The sequence below is a fragment of the Picosynechococcus sp. PCC 11901 genome (assembly GCF_005577135.1).
In the GTDB taxonomy this organism is placed as follows: Bacteria; Cyanobacteriota; Cyanobacteriia; order Cyanobacteriales; family MRBY01; genus MRBY01.
In genome coordinates this window covers 604,972-623,083 of the sequence record NZ_CP040360.1, presented here as the reverse complement: position 1 = coordinate 623,083, position 18,112 = coordinate 604,972, and the positions used below count along the sequence as shown (strand labels likewise).

The window sequence follows — 18,112 nt, the reverse complement described above, 5'->3', positions numbered from 1 at the left end:
GTTAAACATTACCACAGGCTTGGTTTGCGGGCACTGCTTCCATAATCTTTTTCGGGTCGGGGAGGTTGAGGTTATCCATCAGGTGAACAAAGGCTTGGCGATCGCCTTTGAGGCGGGGGTTAAATTGCTTTTCTTCAGCGATGGTCGAAACCATTTGCCCACGATAATCATGGCCCGGATAAACCAAGGTTTCGGGGGGTAAACGAAATAGTTTTTGAATCGAATCGTAGAGGGTGCCTGCATCACCACTCTGGAAATCGGTACGGCCACAGCCCCGGATAAACAAGGCATCCCCCGTGAATAGATGGGTGCCATTCGCTAAAAAGGCCATGTGACTATCGGTGTGTCCGGGGGTGGCGATCGCCTGAATTTCGATGGAACCGACCTTGAGCACTTCTCCATCGGTAACGGAACGATCCGCACAGGCGACTTCTGCCCCCTGGGGGACAATCCCCAAACAGTTCGTTTTTTCCCGGAGCCGACTCGTTCCCGTCACATGGTCAGCATGGACATGGGTTTCGAGACAATACTTTAACGTCAAACCCAGTTCTTGCAGAAGCTTAAGATCCCGCTCCACTTGCTCAATCACAGGGTCGATTAAGGCCGCCTCACCACTTTCAGGATCAGCCACAAGATAGGTGTAGGTATAGGTTTCGTAGTCAAAAAGTTGGCGAAAGAGCATGGTTCACAAAGACAGCAGCTGAGTGACTAAGCTGGTCGTTAAATATAAGTATATCACTAAAAAGTAATTTATCAATAGAAAATTTTAGGCTTTTTTTAGGTTTCTGGGGGAAATTTCCCCTCGCTCCCCCCGTTTAAATGCCTATACTCATGGTGACGGGGCCAGTCCACCAAAAATCTAAATTCTGCCCATCATTGGACTATTACCCCGCAAATCAAAGGTGTAGGCGTGGAGTTTGTTACATTCAGAAGCGCCATTCCGCCCTATGGTAGACCTAAGCAAAAATTCTGAAAATTTTTGTAAAAAAGGGGTTCTTTTCCTGTTTGATCTTGGGGTGTTCTTTTTTTAACAACCCTAAGCAATGCTCCCCCTGGGGTGACTCTGCTGTTCAACGATGCACCATTATGCTGATCAACCCATTTCGTCGTCCTTTCCGCAAAAACCTCCGGGCCTATCCACGACCAATGGCAGTCACTAAAAATCACCCACAACATCGCCTCAACCATTGGCTCAAATGGATGATGCCGGGTCTCTCGGTCAAGCGATGGCTCTTGATGAGTGCTTTGGGGGTTCTATTTACGGCGTTGGGGTTGGCGATTTGGCTGAATTTAACCCCTGTTTCCCGGCTGTTGGCTTTGATGGGCGCACTCCTGCAATGGTTAACGGCGGTGGTTCCGAGTAATATTTCTGGGCCAGTGGCGATCGCCGCTGGTTTGAGTCTGATTTTCTGGGGCCAAAATCGCACCTTTGGGGCAATTACCACGGTGCTAAATCCCGATGGGGACGAAGAATTAGTTGATATGCTCCACAACCACCGGCGCTTAAATAAAGGGCCGAAAATTGTTGCCATTGGTGGCGGGACAGGTCTTTCTACCCTATTGCGGGGCCTCAAAAAATACAGCAGCAACATTACCGCCGTGGTGACGGTGGCTGACGATGGTGGCTCTTCGGGACGACTGCGCCGGGAAATCGGTGTGCTACCGCCAGGGGATATCCGTAACTGTCTTGCGGCCTTTGCGGACGAAGAAAGACTCCTCACGGAATTATTTCAATATCGCTTTAAGGCTGGCGATGGGTTAGTGGGCCATAGTTTTGGGAATTTATTTCTCACGGCCATGAGCGAAATTACTGGGGATCTCGAACAGGCGGTGCTGGCTAGTTCCAAGGTTTTGGCGATTCGCGGTCGAGTTTTGCCAGCGACCCTCAGTGATGTGAAGCTTTGGGCGAGGATGGCCGACGGCCGAGTTATAGAAGGAGAATCTAATATTCCAGAGGCTGGGGGACACATTATGGAGTTGGGTTGTTGGCCCGAAAATCCGCCAGCCCTCCCCGCAGCAGTTAAGGCCATTGAAGAAGCCGACTTTATTATCATGGGGCCGGGGAGCCTCTACACCAGCGTGATCCCCAATTTGTTAGTCCCGGAAATTCGCGAGGCGATCGCCCGTAGTGGTGCCCCCCGGATTTATGTCTGCAATATCATGACCCAACCGGGAGAAACCGATGGTTATACCGTCGCTGACCACATCAAAGCCATTGACCGCGCCTGTGGCAAAAAACTCTTCGATGCTGTCCTTGTCCACCAGCGATCGCCGTCGGAAGCGGCCCTCCGTAAATATGCCCTCGAACGTTCCCACCCTGTATTTCTCGACCGCGAAGAAGTAGGGCGACTGAGGCGACGGGTGGTGATTGCCAACATCATGGACGAAGACCCAGACACAGGCTATGTCCGCCACAACCATGAACGTCTAGCGGGGATGTTGGTACGTTGGTTTAGCCGCGCCGCCGAAGTCCAAACTAAAATGGCCCATCCCCCCACCAAATAGATCCTTCCCTGGGGAAGGTGGCCGCTAGGCCGGAGGGTGTTCTCTCTCCCCTAGAGGGGAGCTAGAGGGGTGATGTTCTACCCCGAAACCCTCGATGTCACAATGCGATCGCGCCCTTCATGTTTCGCTTGATATAAAGCTTTGTCGGCCTGAAAAATGAAGTGCCCCATATCCGCCTGGGGTTGGGGTTGGGCCACATGGAGACCGATGCTGATCGTAATAAATTCACTGATCGGTGACTTTGGGTGGGGAATCTTGGCCTTGGCGATCGCCTTGATCAGTTCCTGGGCAATGTTTTTCGCGCTCGCAAAATCGACATTGGTCAATAGCAGCACAAATTCTTCCCCTCCATAGCGGGCCGCCAAGTCCGTTGGGCGACGGGCCATCAAATTTACCCAAGAGGAAACCTGTTGAATACATTTATCTCCTTTTTGGTGCCCATAGTGATCGTTGTAGTTTTTAAAAAAATCAATGTCGATCATCATCAGAGCCAAGGGATACTGATATCGCACCGCCCGCTGCCACTCCTTTGTTAGGGTGAGATCAAACATGCGGCGGTTAGCAATGCCCGTCAGCCCATCCAAGTGGGAAAGTTCCTCAAGTTCCTGATTTAACATCAAAATTTTCTGTTGGGCCTGTTTTAACGCTTCGACCTGGGCTTGCAAACGGATCGCAAACCACACGGCGATCGCCAATACCAAAGATAAAGAACTGCCTAAAATTAAGATCCCTAAAGCCACTGGGTGCTCAAATAAACTCTGGCTGGTGTCCTCGGCCACTAGCAATCTCTTGGAAAAAAAAGCCTGCCACAGGGCGATCGTCAAGGTTAATCCCAGCCATAGCAATGCCAGAGGAAAGAAAAAATTTGATACCCGACGGTGAATTTGTAGACTCAACTGCCGCGCCTGGAGAATGACGATCAGACCCACCACGATAAAACCACCGGAGGTATGAACCGCCATTTGCGTCAGCTTCCCCCAACCGTAGGTCGTCTCAATGTTCGCAAGATAGCCCAAACAAGCCACCGTCCCCAATCCCATCACCGACGCCCCCAAAAAACTTCCCCCCAGCAAATTTCTTTTTTGTTGCGGCTGCGTAATCAAAAACAATGCAATGCTGGTCAGGAAAAAACAGAGGGCGGTATTCGGGGCCATGCGTCCTGGATGGGAGGTCGCCACAACAATGTAATGGTGCATGAAAAGTTCATCCAGGGGGAGGTTTAGGCCAAAGATATATTCAGCTAGGGTCAATCCCCCCAAGAGGCCGATGAGGATCGCTAGGGCGATCGCCACTCTTTTCATCGGCCCCAAGGCAAACATAGCCAGCCCCACCAACACAAACCCCAGGGCCGTATTAAACTGCATCGGCACAAAACTAGGATGAAGCTGAATGATTTCTGGTAGGCGCAAATACCAACCCAAGATCACAGCAATCCCTAGGGTACAGACCGAAGCAGCACCAAGATAAATCAGGGCTTGGGAAAAGGGAAAACGTTTCATCAGCAGCCTGGAGTTCCACGGGCCGGGGGAGGAAAATATCGCAGTCTAATTTTGCCCGCTATTTCTATTTTGTCCTGTTGGCTCGTAAAAACTAGCAGGGGACGGTGACAAATTTGGTGAGGATCTCTTCCCTTTTGCCCCTAGTTGAGGCGTTAGATTGCCCCTAGGGCATCGTAGATCGCCCAGATACCCATGGCCCGCAGGTAGTGACAGGCGCGGAAGGTACCATTGGCCGTAATCGCTTCGGGGGTGCGGAACTGTAACCCATTGTCATAAACCTGTTTCACTACGGCTTCCACCATCCGCAGGGCTTCGGTTTGCATCCCATTACGAATCATTAGGGCGGCAATGCCAAAGTTAATCCCTGTCCACACTTCGAGGGGATGGGTATCATTTTCCTTTTCGGGGGTGCCGTCGGGGTTGAGGCCATTGGCCGCACCAAATTGACCGCCATGGAATTTTTCAAAACAAGCAGTGTAAATGGTAGCTAGGGTTGTGGCAGTGCGATCGCCGGGGTTCACATCGGGGAGATTGAGCAGTTGGGCATAGTATTGACCGCACAGTTGATCGGCCATCACCACGCGGGAATTACTCCCCGTATCTAGGGTGTAGTAGCTGCCGTTCCAGAGGGTGTCCTGGTAGAGGGGCCGGGCCTGGTCGAGCCAGGTGTGGTAGGTGGCGATCGCCTGCTCAAATTCTGCTGCGGAGACTTGATTTTGGTGTTCTTCAAAGTGACTGGGACTTTGTTGGAGGATTTTTGCCATGGCGATCGCCGCTTCGAGGGCCGCGATCCACAGCCCCCCACAGTAGGCACTGATGCCCTTAAGCTTCCAGTCATCAAAGGTTTGATCCGGTGCGCCCCCATTTTCGGGAATGCCATCGCCGTCTAGATCAAAGATCTTCAGGTAATCAAGGGCTGTGACGACACTTCCCCAACAGCTCCAGAGAAATTCCGTGTCCTCGGCCCCGGTCATCACAAAATCCCGGTACACTTGCAGGACAAAATCTGACCCCAAATCTTTCCAGAGGTTGCAATCCTGGTAAGCGGTGTAATTGGTGGCTTCCCAAGGATGTTCGTTCGGTGCCCCCAGATCATGGGGCGTTGCCCCAGCGACTTTGCGGGTGGCCATGGTCTTGTTGTAGCCGATCATCCGTTGGGTATCGTCACTGGTGGGAATCGCCCGGGCAAAGGCTTCTAGCACCGCTTTATCCAGTCGCGGCCAGAGCATCGTCAAACCAAAAGAACCATACATCCGCACATCGAGGCTTTCGTACCAGCAATAGTCGAGGCATTCTAAAACCCCAAACTGACCGACGGGATCATTTTCCGTGGCCGCCGTCCAGAGGCTGCCCCCCTGGGTTAAGAGGTACAGCTCATTAAATAAGGCCATCTTTAACCAATCCGGCAGGTCATCCCGCCCCAGGATCGGTTGTTGCCAGGCCGCGATCCGTTCTTTCCAGAGATCGCTATGTTTCATCGCCGTGCGGATCATCGTCCAGACATTATTCCCACTCCGGCCAAAAAAGTCTGTGTAGCGGCGGAAATAGGTGATATCCGGCGCAAATTCCATCACAGGCAAATCCCAGGCGAGAAAGAAGGGGATTTTCTTCGTTTTGCCGGGTCGGAGGGTAAAGCGTACGGCGATCGCCCCGGCAATTTGTTCCCCAGGTGCAGCCGGTGTTTCATCTTCAATGTCTGGCAGGGAGCCATTCCCAGCAAAATAATCCCACACATCGCGGCCATCCCCCACCGGGTTCCAACGGTTGTGATAAAAGACTTCCAAAGTCGGATTCGTCACCGTCGCAAAACACAGTTGGCCTTCCCCTTCGCTGAGATCCGCATGGGGCCGCACCCGATTCAGCAGGCAGCCCACCCGATAGCGGTCTTGTACCCACTGGTTTAAATTGCCAGTGCTATCGCCCCAACGGGATTGGTATTCGTACACCGGGGAGCCGTCATCCCGCAGTACCACCTCCGGCGTTTTTTGGGCTTTGGTAAACCACCCCACCATGTTTTGCCAAGTCATCATAATACTGATGGTGATCGGCTTATCAGTGGGATTGTGGGCTGTCCACTCAAACACGGCAACGGGATAACTGGTTTCTTGGTAATTCTGGGCAATGATCGGCGAAAACTGTTCACAGGTTAGCTCTGCGGCGAAAACCCCTTGATATTCGTACCAACTGCGCGGGTATAGGGCGGCATAGGTGCCTTTTTCAGCGGGATACCATTGCCAACTGCCCAAGGTGCCATCCTCAGGGGCGACGGTACTCATCGCGTAGGCTTGGGCTACTTCTCCCTCCGGCTGTTCAAAGACACTAAATTGACAAGCACCAGCATTGCGAAAGGTGTGTTCCCCCGCATCTAAATGCCACAGATTAAAATCTCCCCGGGGCGATCGCCCGATGCAACCCGCCCCAAACCCACCGAGGGGCATCCCATGCCAGGGGCCATCATCCAAATTACTGCCATAGCGGACGGTGTAGGGGTGATCCCATCCCAAACCAAGGGGACGTTTCCAGGCACAATCGGGGATGACAGGGGGTTCTGCAAACAGACTCATAGGGACGGGCTGATCTCATGATTAAATACAGCTTTCAGTCTATCGCCTTTATTCTCTCCCTGAACTATCCTCCCTAGAGGGAGGTGGCCGCAGGGTATTCTCCCCTGGAGGGGAGTTAGAGGGGTGCCCCTGGAGGGGAGTTAGAGGAGTGTCTCTCAAAAGTCCAAGGTTTTTAGCTAAATTGATATTGTCCAAGGAGAAAAGCCAAGGAGGAGAGGTTAAATGCTGACACAACTACGGATTCGCTCCCAAGTGGATCAAGATGGAAAGGTTCATATCCAAATGCCACCGGAATTGATGGGTCAAGAAATTGAGCTGCTGATCACCGTAGAAACAGAACCAAGCCTAGAGACCGTTGAGGCATTAGGTTATCCGGCAGATTTTTTTGAGACAGTTGCGGGGGGCTGGATGGGTGAGTTCGAGCGGGCAGATCAGGGTGAGGTAACGCCGCGGGATTGGGATTAATGATTTATCTCCTTGATACAAATACCTGTAGGGAACCTCGATTAATTGCTTTTTTGACGATTTTTTGAGCCTGAAACAACGAGGATACGTTGCCGATCTGGCGAAATTTTGAATTTTTCGAGGTTCCCTGTATTCGTTTTTTGACAAACCGTAGTAGTGGGGTATTAGCAAAATTCTGGACAGTGCCTCGTCGAGAAATCGTCATGTGTGATGTTGTCAAGGCAGAACTCTTCCATGGAGCCTGGAAAAGTCAACGACGAGAGGAAAATTTACGAATATATCGCCAGTTTTGCGATCAGTATGTCAGTTTGCCTTTTGATGGTCGAGCAGCCGAGACATTCGGGCAGGTCAAAGCCAATTTAGAAAGGCGTGGATTGATTATCGGGGCATATGACCTACAAATTGCCTCAATCGCCTTAGCAAATGACTTGGTCTTAGTAACACACAATGTCAAGGAGTTTAGTCGTGTTGATGGTTTGCGTTGGACAGATTGGGAGTAATGTTCTTTGCTTGAGTGACATTTTATTTAGACCTATTCTCATTTAGGGAAACTTGACTCTTTATCTAAGCCTTAATTTTTAGCTGAAAGCAATTTGGATGAGTGACATTGAACAAAAGGAGGGATTTTCACGTCAGGGAAGAATAAACGTTTTCTATGACATTCGAGGGGAGATGGTAAAGATGTTTCAATTCAAACGAACGTTATCGGTAGGGGCGATCGCCACTAGCCTAACCATGATCACCGGGGGAGTTTGGGCGGCAGAAAAACCCACGATCCAAATTGCGATTTTGCTGGATTCTAGCAATAGTATGGATGGCCTCATTGACCAGACCCGCCGCCAGTTGTGGACGGTGGTCAATGCCCTAACAGATGTGCGCAAAGATGGCGAAATCCCCGACCTAGAGGTGGCCCTATACCACTATGGCAATGATTCTTTACCCCCCGACGAAGGCTTTAACCGTCAACTGACAGATTTCACAGCGGAACTGGACGGGGTTTCAGAGGCATTATTTACGATCCGCACCAATGGCGGCCAGGAATATAGCGGCTGGGTGATCCAAGATGCCATTAACCAACTCAATTGGGATAGCGACCCCGAAGACTTCCGGACAATTTTTATTGCGGGGAATGAACCCTTTGATCAGGGGAGTGTGAACTGGGCCGAGGCGGTGAATCTCGCCAAAAATCAAGATGTTCTGGTCAATACAATCTACTGCGGCAATGCCGAAAGTCGCGAGCGGGATCTGTGGGCTGCTGGAGCCGAGTTGGGGGATGGGGCCAATTTTAATATCGACCAAAATCGCGCTGTGGTGATTCAACCCTCTCCCTATGACGCTGAAATTCGTCGCCTGAATGATGAACTAAACCAAACTTATCTGCCCTACGGCAGTCTAGGTGAGCAGGGCTTAGAGCGACAATTGGTACAGGATGCGAATGCTGGGGCCGCCATTGTGACGCGGGGAATCTCGAAAAGCTCTGCCTACTACCGCAACAGTTCTTGGGATCTTGTCGATGCGATCGCCGAAGCAGAAGTAAGTCTTGAAACCCTCGCAGAAACAGCCCTACCAGAGGAATTGCAGGGTCTTAGTCTGGCAGAACAAGAAGCCTACATCGCCAATACCCAAGCAGAACGCGAACAAATTCAGGCCCAAATTCGTGACCTGACGGCCCAACGGGAAGCTTATCTCAGCAGCTTGCCCAGCGATGAAGACGCCAAAGATACCCTCGACTACGTGATGATCCAAGCCCTGCGGAGTCAACTGGCGCGCAAGGGGTTTGTCTTGCCCCGCTAGGGCTATGGGAGCAAATTAATCATCCTCCAGCAATTTTGTGGGCAGCGAACCTAGGCTGACCCATTAAAAAATCTCGCTATTTTTTAGATCGGCCACATTGGTCATCTTGGCCGATTCGCCACAGGTGCGGGGGGTTGGAAACAGCTTGCCGGGATTCGCTAATCCCTTTGGATTAAAGGCTTCTCGCACATAGCCCATGGTTTCGAGATCGGCCTCGTTGAACATATCCGGCATATACATTTTTTTGTCCGCGCCGATGCCATGTTCTCCGGAAATGCTGCCCCCCTTCGCAACACAGAGCTTAAGGATTTCGCCGCCGACTTTTTCTACGGCTTCTAGATCCCCTGGAATGGCGCTGTTATACAAAATTAACGGATGTAAGTTGCCGTCCCCCGCATGGAAGACATTGGCAATTTTGTACCCGTGGCGATCGCCAATGGCATTAATCTCGGTTAGCACTTCGGCCAACTTTGTCCGGGGAATCACCCCATCCTGCACGAAATAATCGGGACTAATATTGCCCGCCGCCGCAAAGGCTGATTTACGCCCTTTCCACAATTTCAGCCGGGTTTTTGGATCATTGGCGCTGGTGATTTGCCGCGCTCCCTGGGCTAAGCAAATTTCCTTGATTCGTTCCTTTGCTGCCTTGACCTCCGCTGCCATCCCATCAATTTCGATTAACAAAATAGCCGCCGCATCACGGGGGTAACAATTCAGCTTGACGATATCTTCCACCGCATTAATGCTAAAGTTGTCCATAATCTCCATTCCCGCTGGAATAATGCCCGCACTGACGATCGCCGCCACCGAATTTCCCGCCGCCTCGATGGATGTATAATCTGCCAGAAGCACACAAACCGCTTCCGGTCGCTTCAAAATTTTCAAGGTAATTTCCGTGGCAATGCCCAGAGTCCCTTCTGATCCCACAAAAACGCCCATCAGGTCATAGCCCGGCATTTCTGGCACAACGCCGCCAAGGGTGACCACATCCCCCGTGGGGGTGACGACTTTGAGTTGGAGTACATGGTTCGTGGTGACGCCATATTTAAAACAATGGACACCGCCAGAATTTTCCGCCACATTGCCCCCAATGGAGCAGACCGTTTGACTCGAAGGGTCGGGGGCATAGTAAAAGCCAGCCCCACTCACCGCTTGGGTGACCCAATTATTGATCACGCCTGGCTGCACGGTAATCTGCTGATTTTCGAGATCCACATTCAGGATTTCTCGCATCCGCGCGGTCACGATTAAAATGCCATTTTCTAGGGGCAAAGCGCCCCCCGATAGCCCTGTCCCGGCCCCCCGCGCCACCCAGGGGATTTCTTGCTCGTGGCAAAATTTGGCGATCGCCGCAATTTCTGCAGTGGTTCTGGGGAGCACCACCAGGGCAGGCCGTTTACGGTAGGCACTGAGGCCATCGCATTCATAGGTAAGAATTTCTTCCTTACGCCGGACAACGCCATCCCGCCCGACAATTTCCACCAGTCGCCGCCGAATCCAGGGCCAATCTCGTTGTTGCGTTGAGGATACTGACGAAAAAACCATTGCTATTTTCAGGAAAGCACAGTGGTTTCTATCTTATCCCTTGGCTGAGTCGCCCCAGCACAAACCGCAGATTTTGTTACGGTTGCTGGCCCCTAAGCAAACGCCCCCACCAGCGGCAGAGGCGATTGGATAACCCATGATTAATTTCAAGCTTAGAAACCTGGGAACAACTCCTAACGGATTTTCCGGGCTTCTTCGACCATTTGGTCAATGAGGGGCGACAGAATAATTTCCATGGCAAAGCCCATTTTGCCCCCCGGAACAACCAGGGTCGTATGGCGGGACATGAAGGAACCCGGAATCATACTGAGCAGGTAAGGGAAATCAATGGAAAATCTTTCGTAGAAGCAGCGATTGGTGTGGACAATCACAAAGCTCTCATCGGGGGTGGGAATGTCCCGCGCAATAAACGGATTAGAGGTATCAACCGTTGCGACCCGTTGGAAATTGATGTGGGTGCGGGAAAATTGGGGCGTGATGTAGTTCACATAGTCGGGCATCCGGCGCAAAATCGTATCAACGATGGTTTCGGCACTGTAGCCACGCTCGGCATTATCCCGGGAAATCTTTTGGATCCACTCTAAGTTGACGATGGGCACAACCCCCACCAACAGGTCAACGTACTGGGCCACATCGATGCCATTACCCACGGCGCCCCCATGGAGCCCTTCATAAAAGAGCATATCGCTGTTGGGTTTGATATCTTCCCAGGGCGTAAATTCTCCGGGCTGGCAACTGACGCCGAGTCTTTCGTTGTGGTGTTCGGCTTCTTCGGGGCTGTGGAGATAGTAGCGTTGTTGTCCGGAGCCCTGTTCGCCATATTCTTTGAAAAGGGCTTCGAGCTTGTCGAGGACGTTCGCCCCAAGGCCAAAGTGACTGAAGTTTTTCCCGGCGGCGGAAGCCTGGGCCATCATGCGGCGCATTTCGACCCGATTATATTTGTGGTAGCTATCACCTTCGATGACAACGGGGTTGATTTGCTCACGACGGAAAATATGCTCAAAGGCGCGTTTTACGGTGGTCGTCCCGGCTCCGGAGGATCCAGTGACAGCAACAATAGGATGTTTTTTAGACATGGATGGTGATAGTAAACGGACAAGGGTAAGTAGCACAAATCATATCAGGCGATCGCTCTTTTCGCGGCAGGGGCGATCGCCTTCTGGATCTACCAGGAGACTTTGGGGATCAAGTAGATCGCTCGCTAGAATCTTGTTTAATCAGCCGATAACACTCTTCTAGGGGGGCGCGGTCAGCCATTGCGGTGACCAAATTTTGGAAAGCATCTTGGTGGCGATCCAAAAGGTTTTTTGCTTGGAGTAGGGCCCACTGTTCCCGTTGTTGGTAGCTGGCGACAGAAATGCCGAGTTTAGCTAACAGTTGGCGGAGTTGGTCGCGGTCGTTGGCTCCCCCTAGGGCTTTGCCGTAGATCGTCGTTTCGGCGGCGATCCCCGCCATTAGGGTAGTGCTGAGACGTTCGAGTAAAAGATTCATCTGCTGGGGATTTTTGAGGGAGGCTTCGACGCTTTCGAGATCAAAACTGACGCCTCCTTGACCCGTTTGTCCCTGCTTAATCGCTTCCCAAGGGGTCAGACTGTAGCCCGTAATCGGAATGCTGAGGAGATAACCCGCCAGGAAATGGCCCGCTTCGTGGTGCAAAATGCGTTGGCGCTGTTCGGCGGGGGTAAACAAATCAAGGAATAAGGTCATGCCTCGCCCTTGCCAATTGAACGTATCCATGGTGGCAAAGGCCATCACGGCAGCGGTAATGCCAGCGGGGACAAAGGGAGACAACTGAAAAATCCCTCCCAAAAGGCTGGTCATGGTCATCAAGAAAACACCGATGGCGATTAGGTTAAGGGCGGTTTGTTGCATGGCACTGGGTCGGTCAATTGATTGGCTACGGCGAGGGCGGTTGCGTCTTCAAGGTAGCGAAATCGGCGGGGGTGTTGCAATTAAAGAGCATTGCTGGGTTGGCGATCGCCAGCGGGAAAACAGGCACAGTGGCTAACCATTTTTGAAAAGAGCGCCCCCCCTGATCGATAAATTGTTGGAGCGAAGTTTGGGCCGTATTGCGATAGAAACCACAGCAGGGTTCATAAAATTGCCCCTGATTGACGAGGGCAGCTGTGTACCTTGTGGGAATTTCGTCTAGTTGCTGAATCCATTGCTCTAATTGCCCCTGATCAAGCTTGGGCAGATCACAGGCGAGCAGTAAAACCCAGCCCTGGAGATTTAGGGTTTTCATACCCTGATGTAAAGCAACGAGTCCCCCCTGTTGAGCGGGATCATCGAGCCAGTGGACAGTGGTGCTGAGATAGGGTTGATAGCGATCGCGCCAGGGGGTCAAGAGATAAATTTCGTCACTGAGGGCCGTGGCTATCTCAAGGGTACGCCGAAGCAGGGTTTGTTCACCCCATTGCAAAAGGGCTTTGTCGGTGCCCATGCGCTGGCTTTTTCCACCAAGCAAAATAAATATTGGCACAGAATTAGGCATGGAGGGGCTGGAGGGCGGCCATCAGGGCTTGAACTTTGCTGAGGTCTTTAATGCCGGGGGACAGTTCTACGCCGCTCGATAGGTCAATGCCATCAGGATGCAGTTGGCCCAGGGCGACGGCAATATTATCGGGATTGAGGCCCCCCGCGAGGAACCAAGGAATTGCTGGGCGAAATTGACGTAGATCATCCCAGTTAATTTGGTGGCCCGTCCCGCCGAGTTGTTGGGGATCGTAGGCATCGAGGAGTAGCGCATCGACCACAGTTTCGTATTGTTTTGCCCATTCTAAAGAGCGGCGATCGCGGATCCGCAGGGCTTTAATAATTTCCAGGTCGGGCCGTTGCTGGCGGAGTTGCTGGCACAATTCTGGGGATTCATCGCCATGGAGTTGGGCGGTGGTGAGGTTGCCCTGACTAATGATTGCCAGCATTTCAGACAATGTCTGGTTCGCGAAAACACCCACTTTGCCAATGTGCGCGGGCAAGGCTTCCGTCAGGGTTGCCAGTTGGGTGGGCGTCACATACCGGGGCGATTTTTGGACACAAATAAATCCCAGATCCGTTACTCCCACCTTGGCGATCGCCTGGGCCTGGTCTATCTGGGTCAGCCCACAAATTTTTATCCGCATGAAAGTTCCCTACGCCATAACCATGGTGCGAATTTAGCACAACACCGCAAAAAAAGAGGCGGCGATCGCCCCTAATCATGTTTGAAATCTTTGTAACTAGAGCTCTGGGGCCATAGAGATCACTTTTACTCCAGCAGATCACAGGCTTCTGGCTTCAGATCCCGTTCCATCAACATTGTCACCGCTTCCATGGGCGTAATTTTCCCCTTGAGAAGACGATAAACTTGCCGGGAAATGGGGATCGGAATTTCCTCACGGTTAGCCAAATCGAGCAATACAGCGGTGGTATTTACCCCTTCAGCGGTACTTCCCAGTTCTTCGAGAATCTGTTCGAGGGATTTGCCCTGGGCCAGGCCGTAACCCACGCGATAGTTGCGACTGAGGGGACTGGTACAAGTAGCAAGCATATCTCCCAGCCCTGCAAGACCCAGGAAGGTTTCCGGTTGGGCTCCTAAGTGCGCCCCTACGCGAATCATCTCCGGCAACGCCCGCGTAATTAAAGCTGATTTGGCATTGGTACCGAGCTTGAGGCCTTCGCAGACTCCCACGGCGATCGCCATGACATTTTTCAGAGTGCCGCCTAATTCAGTGCCTAGGGGATCGTTGTTGGTGTAGACCCGGAAACAGTCGGACGCAAACACTTCTTGGACAGTTTCTGCGGCCTCTAGGTCAGTGCTGGCTACTACCGTCGCGGCGGGCAAACCAGCTTCAATTTCCTTCGAGAGATTTGGCCCCGATAACACGACTACTGGGTGGTCAGGGAAAGTTTCTTGCCAAATTTGAGACGGAGTCCGGGTGGTCTTGGGATCTAAACCCTTGGTGGCCGTCACAATAATTGCCTTGGCGGGGAGGGAAATCGCCTTGAGTTGCTCTGCCACGTCGGATACCCCCTTCATGGAGATGGCCGAAATGATGATGTCAGCGTCGGCGATCGCCTCTTCGAGAGAAAGCTCACCCCGTCGCGACCAGAGCCGCAGATCGTGGTCATTCACGGCGGCTAGGGTGGCGAGGGCGGAACCCCAGGCCCCAGTCCCCAGCATGGCAATGGTTTTACGGTTTGTATTCACAGACTTTAGACGTATTGTCGGGACAACAGTATTAAGGGATTGGGCGTCTTGGTCAAGGTCATTGGGAGAAATGGTTGTCATCTATCTTCTCAGAAAAATCGGGTCTAACAAACTTGAGTCGGGAACGAAAACAACGCCAACCGCCTACCGGTGAAGTTGTTTGCTTTAGTGTAAGTAAGGATCTACGGCAAAACCGTTAGGAATAAACTTCTGTTTTTGAGGCCTGGGCCTGGGCCTCAATGCGATAGTCAGGCAGACAGTTCTGCTCAATGAAGGTTTTGTAATCGGCCACTTGGCGATCGCCTTCGGCATCATCCCAACCACAGTGGGTTTTGAGGGTCGCCACGAGGGTCGGCAGGGCATCATAGCCGTAGTTGGCCAACATCGCGAGGGTGGTGCGGCGGCGGCAAATATCCTTGAGGTTATGGGCAAGTTCAGAGCGCACCGCATAGACCGCTTGGGCCTTAATATCTGGGAGATAGGGCACCAGGCGATCACCCAGGTCAGGGGCATCATCCACAAGGGCGAGGACTTCCGGGGCTTTAGCGCCATACATCCGGAACAGATGTTGGATCGTGGTGCGATCAACCGTGGGTGTATAACGACGGATCATGGTTTCAATGGTGTGGGAATCGGCGGCGATCGCCCCCGGTAAAGTCCGTTTGCGAGTGGGACAAGGGGGAGCGGGACGATTCAATTTGCGGTAGACCAAATCCACCATTTCTTCGCCCACCTGCCGGTAGGTAGTCAGTTTTCCACCAATTAGGGAAATGAGATTTCTTGCCCCTTCAGGACTATGGTCAAACAAAATATGACTGCGGGTAATGCTGCCGGGTTTTTTATCCCCCACATAGGGTAAGGGCCGCACCCCGGAATAGGTAAAGCGAATATCAGCCCGACTGAGCTGGGCCGATGGTAACACCCGGTTGGTTTCGGCGAGGAGATAATCGATTTCGTCGTTGTCGGCCTTCACATGATCGAGGCTGCCGATATATTTCAGATCCGTGGTGCCAATGAGGTATTTACCCAACCAAGGAATGATGAAATAGGGGCGATTATCGCTGGCCGCTTCCACATAGAGGGCGGCTTGGGGAGCACCGGGGAACGGATCAACGACAATGTGGCTTCCCTTGGTACCGCCCATTTTTTGTTCCGTGCCGATGGGTTTGGCTTCGCCGGCGGCGCGGCCTAACTGACAGACTTCATCAACCCAGGGGCCGGAGGTATTTACAACGATGCTGCCCTTGGCTTGGACTGTAAAGGTTTGGCCCGTGAGTTGATCTTCACAGGCGATCGCCTGAATTGTGGCAGTATTCTCATCCCGTTGAAGAGCTGTGACGGCGGTGTAATTTAAAACCGTGGCCCCCGCTGCCTGGGCATCCAAAATATTTTCTAAACAGAGTCGCTCGGCGTATTCTACCTGGCCGTCGTAATATTGGGCGGCCCCAACCACATCCTGCGATCGCACCGTGCGGAAAAGATTCTGGAACTTACGGGCGCTCAACATCCGGTGGGAGGGTACCGTTTTATCAAAACTCAAAATATCGTAGAGCAACATCCCTGCTTGGATGAGCCAGTAGCCCCGGGCCGCCCCTTTGTAGAGGGGGATCGTCATTTGGAGCGGTTGCACCAGGTGGGGCGCGGTACGCAGGAGCACTTCTCGCTCGTGGAGGGACTCCCGCACTAGATGAAACTCTAAATACTCTAGGTAACGGAGGCCCCCATGGATTAGACGGGTAGACCAACTGGTGGTGCCACTGGCGAAATCTTCCTTTTCAATGAGCAAGGTTTTTAAGCCCCGTAAGGCCCCGTCCCGGGCGATCCCAGCGCCATTAATGCCGCCACCAATGATGATTAGATCGTAGGTTGTGTTTTGAATGGTTTGAAAATCTCGCATTATTCAGGTTGGGAATTAGGGTCAAACTTGTGCGGTTAGTTGGCTTGGGTCATGACTGGTGCAATCCACCGTTTTTGTCTCACTACCCAACCCAGGGGATTTTGATGGCGGCGATCGCCTCTCCCCCAGGTTAAGCAAAAAAACGACCTAGACGGGGGTCGGCTCCTTACCCAGGACTGCCGTTGCCTTGGCTTCCCGGAACATATGATTGGCCCACTGCTGCACGTCATAGCGTTGGATCGCCTGGTACATACTCTTCATACGCCGCTGTTGTTCCTCGACGGGCATGGCCAGGGCTTGATCAATGGATTCATCCATCCGCTTCGCCGCGTAGGGGTTGGTGAGGATCGCATCGGGCAGTTCCACCGCTGATCCGGCGAATTCCGACAGGATCAAGACCCCATCATCGCAACCATGGGCGACCACATACTCTTTAGCGACTAGATTCAAGCCATCCCGCAGCGGCGTAATCCAGGCAATATCTGCGGCCCCAAAGAAACCGAGAAGTTCCTCGTAGGAGAGGGCACTGGTAAAGAGCAAAATCGGGGTCCAGTTCAACTTGGCAAAGCGACCATTGATCCGACCCACGAGTCGCTCAATTTCACTTTGGGCGTTTTTGTAAACCCGCATCCCAGAGGCAGCCTTGGCCGCGGCAACCACCAGATTCACTTTGGTTTGCAACTCCGGTCGCCGTTCTAGTAGGCGTTCATAGCAGACCAACATTTCCTTGGTGCCCTTCACGTAGTCCACTCGTCCAGCGGACAAAATCAGCTTGTTGCTGCCCAGTTCTTCCCGGATTTTGCGGATCCGTTCTTGGGTACTGGCTTTCTCTACCTGGGCGCGGATCTGGGTGGGGTTTGTGCCCACGGGGAAAGCATCCAAATTCACCAGGTGATCTTTATATTTCAACTGGGTGGTAATTTCGGGTTCTGCGAGGGCGGTGCCTACGGCAGTAAAGGCGTGCTCATCGACGGGCACTTGGCGGGTAATTTCGACCTTGCGCAAACTCCGGGCGACGGCGACAAAATTTTGCACATAGCGGGGCAGATGGAAACCGCACAGGTCACAGCAGAGGAGGCTGTCTACGATTGCTTCACGCCACGGCAGAATGTTAAAAATATCAACACTCGGAAATGGCGTGTGGTGGAAAAAGGCAATTTTAGCGTTGGGTTTTTTCTGGCGGATGAAGTAGGGGGTCAGCCAGAGATTGTAATCATGGACCCAAAACAGAGCATCGTCATCGGCATCTTCGCAGGCTGCCTCGGCAAACATTTCGTTGATTTGCTTAAAATTTTCCCAGTCTGAGGAGTCGTAGGTAAACTGCCAGGGGAAGGAGTGTAGAATCGGCCAGAAGGCTTCTTTTGAGGTGATGTGATAGAAATTTTTAACCTGGTCGGCGGACAGGGGGATGCGGTGAACCACGGAGTTTTCCTGACCGGGAAATGCCATCTTGGCTTGGAATTTTTCTTGTTGTTTGCCAGAGATTTGTTTCCAAGCGACCCAGGTGCTTTGTTCGGCGTTGGCAAAGAAGCTTTTGAGGGTCGGCATGATCCCGTTAGGGCTTGTTTTGTCACGGTAGAAGGTTTTACCGTTTTCGCGCACCTCATCATAGGGTTCCCTATGGTAGAGAATGACGAGAGAAGATTTCATTAAG

15 protein-coding genes are annotated in these 18,112 nt (G+C 52.3%); 4 read left to right on the top strand and 11 right to left on the bottom strand.

Annotation, left to right across the window (positions count from 1 at the left end; genetic code table 11):
* Position 1: 1 nt before the first annotated feature.
* Positions 2 to 682: an MBL fold metallo-hydrolase gene (locus FEK30_RS03975; RefSeq protein ID WP_138071945.1), complete on the bottom strand. Its 681-nt coding sequence runs from the start codon at positions 680 to 682 to the stop codon at positions 2 to 4.
* Between the two features lie 404 nt (positions 683 to 1,086).
* On the opposite strand from FEK30_RS03975, the gene FEK30_RS03970 reads away from it, so the two are divergent.
* On the top strand, positions 1,087 to 2,505 hold the full coding sequence (locus FEK30_RS03970) for a gluconeogenesis factor YvcK family protein (protein WP_062436397.1): 1,419 nt from the start codon (positions 1,087 to 1,089) through the stop codon (positions 2,503 to 2,505).
* Between the two features lie 77 nt (positions 2,506 to 2,582).
* Here FEK30_RS03970 and FEK30_RS03965 read toward each other — a convergent pair whose 3' ends face one another.
* Together FEK30_RS03965 and FEK30_RS03960 are read right to left on the bottom strand one after the other, a co-directional pair.
* Positions 2,583 to 4,004 (bottom strand): diguanylate cyclase, encoded by a 1,422-nt coding sequence (locus tag FEK30_RS03965; RefSeq protein ID WP_138071943.1) that lies wholly within the window; start codon positions 4,002 to 4,004, stop codon positions 2,583 to 2,585.
* 152 nt (positions 4,005 to 4,156) lie between these two features.
* Positions 4,157 to 6,568, bottom strand: coding sequence for a GH116 family glycosyl hydrolase (locus tag FEK30_RS03960; RefSeq protein ID WP_138071941.1), 2,412 nt, complete (start codon positions 6,566 to 6,568; stop codon positions 4,157 to 4,159).
* A gap of 222 nt (positions 6,569 to 6,790) precedes the next feature.
* Between FEK30_RS03960 and FEK30_RS03955 the strand changes: the two genes are divergently transcribed.
* The 3 genes from FEK30_RS03955 to FEK30_RS03945 all read left to right on the top strand — a co-directional run bounded on the left by FEK30_RS03955 (position 6,791) and on the right by FEK30_RS03945 (position 8,827).
* The gene (locus FEK30_RS03955; RefSeq protein ID WP_099240001.1) at positions 6,791 to 7,033 is read left to right on the top strand and encodes a hypothetical protein; all 243 of its coding nucleotides are present in this window, start codon (positions 6,791 to 6,793) and stop codon (positions 7,031 to 7,033) included.
* Positions 7,034 to 7,122: 89 nt separating this feature from the next.
* Positions 7,123 to 7,533, top strand: a complete 411-nt coding sequence (locus FEK30_RS03950; protein WP_255447942.1) for a type II toxin-antitoxin system VapC family toxin — start codon at positions 7,123 to 7,125, stop codon at positions 7,531 to 7,533.
* A 181-nt stretch (positions 7,534 to 7,714) separates the two neighbouring features.
* On the top strand, positions 7,715 to 8,827 hold the full coding sequence (locus tag FEK30_RS03945; RefSeq protein ID WP_062436387.1) for a VWA domain-containing protein: 1,113 nt from the start codon (positions 7,715 to 7,717) through the stop codon (positions 8,825 to 8,827).
* 63 nt (positions 8,828 to 8,890) lie between these two features.
* Here the strand turns inward: FEK30_RS03945 and glcD are convergent, their stop codons facing one another.
* The 8 genes from glcD to ggpS form a co-directional block, all read right to left on the bottom strand.
* Positions 8,891 to 10,372, bottom strand: a complete 1,482-nt coding sequence (glcD, locus tag FEK30_RS03940; RefSeq protein ID WP_138071937.1) for a glycolate oxidase subunit GlcD — start codon at positions 10,370 to 10,372, stop codon at positions 8,891 to 8,893.
* A 173-nt stretch (positions 10,373 to 10,545) separates the two neighbouring features.
* Entirely contained in the window at positions 10,546 to 11,448 is a 903-nt protein-coding gene (locus tag FEK30_RS03935) for a phosphoribulokinase (protein ID WP_030008311.1), read from the bottom strand.
* Positions 11,449 to 11,557: 109 nt separating this feature from the next.
* Positions 11,558 to 12,244 carry a M41 family metallopeptidase gene (locus tag FEK30_RS03930; protein ID WP_138071935.1) on the bottom strand — a complete coding sequence of 229 codons (687 nt, stop codon included), beginning with the start codon at positions 12,242 to 12,244 and terminating at the stop codon, positions 11,558 to 11,560.
* A 25-nt stretch (positions 12,245 to 12,269) separates the two neighbouring features.
* A complete protein-coding gene (locus FEK30_RS03925; RefSeq protein ID WP_138071932.1) occupies positions 12,270 to 12,866 on the bottom strand; it encodes a molybdenum cofactor guanylyltransferase in 597 nt (198 codons plus the stop codon).
* Positions 12,859 to 13,494, bottom strand: coding sequence for a phosphoribosylanthranilate isomerase (locus FEK30_RS03920; protein WP_138071930.1), 636 nt, complete (start codon positions 13,492 to 13,494; stop codon positions 12,859 to 12,861). The genes FEK30_RS03925 and FEK30_RS03920 overlap by 8 nt, the downstream gene beginning before the upstream one ends.
* A 125-nt stretch (positions 13,495 to 13,619) precedes the next feature.
* Positions 13,620 to 14,561, bottom strand: coding sequence for an NAD(P)H-dependent glycerol-3-phosphate dehydrogenase (locus tag FEK30_RS03915; protein ID WP_339367123.1), 942 nt, complete (start codon positions 14,559 to 14,561; stop codon positions 13,620 to 13,622).
* Positions 14,562 to 14,757: 196 nt separating this feature from the next.
* A complete protein-coding gene (gene glpD, locus FEK30_RS03910; RefSeq protein ID WP_138071928.1) occupies positions 14,758 to 16,458 on the bottom strand; it encodes a glycerol-3-phosphate dehydrogenase in 1,701 nt (566 codons plus the stop codon).
* Between the two features lie 147 nt (positions 16,459 to 16,605).
* Positions 16,606 to 18,108: a glucosylglycerol-phosphate synthase gene (gene ggpS / locus FEK30_RS03905; RefSeq protein ID WP_030007709.1), complete on the bottom strand. Its 1,503-nt coding sequence runs from the start codon at positions 18,106 to 18,108 to the stop codon at positions 16,606 to 16,608.
* Positions 18,109 to 18,112 lie beyond the last annotated feature (4 nt).